This window comes from Cobetia sp. SIMBA_158 (assembly GCF_046566945.1).
Lineage (GTDB): Bacteria > Pseudomonadota > Gammaproteobacteria > Pseudomonadales > Halomonadaceae > Cobetia > Cobetia amphilecti.
The window spans coordinates 1-886 of the sequence record NZ_JAWJYL010000035.1 but is presented as its reverse complement, the minus strand read 5'-3'; the positions used below and the strand labels follow the sequence as shown (position 1 = coordinate 886).

The window sequence follows — 886 nt, the reverse complement described above, 5'->3', positions numbered from 1 at the left end:
CCACTGCTCGTAATGGAGTAGTATCCATACTTGAATACATAGAGTATGAGAAGGCATACCCGGGGAACTGAAACATCTAAGTACCCGGAGGAAGAGAAAGCAAATGCGATTCCCTAAGTAGCGGCGAGCGAAACGGGAACAGCCCAAACCAAGAGGCTTGCCTCTTGGGGTTGTAGGACACTCTATACGGAGTTACAAAAGAATGGATTAGGCGAAGCGATTTGGAAAGATCCGCCATAGAAGGTAAAAGCCCTGTAGTCGAAAATCCATTCTCTCTTGAGTGTATCCTGAGTACGGCGGAACACGTGAAATTCCGTCGGAATCCGGGAGGACCATCTCCCAAGGCTAAATACTCCCTAGTGACCGATAGTGAACCAGTACCGTGAGGGAAAGGTGAAAAGCACCCCGGGAGGGGAGTGAAATAGAACCTGAAACCGTGTGCCTACAAGTAGTTAGAGCCCGTTAATGGGTGATAGCGTGCCTTTTGTAGAATGAACCGGCGAGTTACGATTACGTGCAAGGTTAAGTTGAGAAGACGGAGCCGCAGCGAAAGCGAGTCTGAATAGGGCGACAGAGTACGTGGTCGTAGACCCGAAACCAGGTGATCTACCCATGTCCAGGGTGAAGTTCAGGTAACACTGAATGGAGGCCCGAACCCACGCACGTTGAAAAGTGCGGGGATGAGGTGTGGGTAGGGGTGAAATGCCAATCGAACCTGGAGATAGCTGGTTCTCTCCGAAATAGCTTTAGGGCTAGCCTCGTGATGAGAATACTGGAGGTAGAGCACTGTTTGGACTAGGGGGGCATCTCGCTTTACCGAATTCAGACAAACTCCGAATGCCAGATATTTATACACGGGAGTCAGACTGCGAGTGATAAGATCCGT

The 886-nt window shown here is 50.1% G+C and carries 1 rRNA gene; it reads left to right on the top strand.

What is annotated here, in order from left to right:
- A 23S ribosomal RNA gene (locus tag R2R70_RS18830) occupies nucleotides 1-886 on the top strand; the annotation flags it as partial.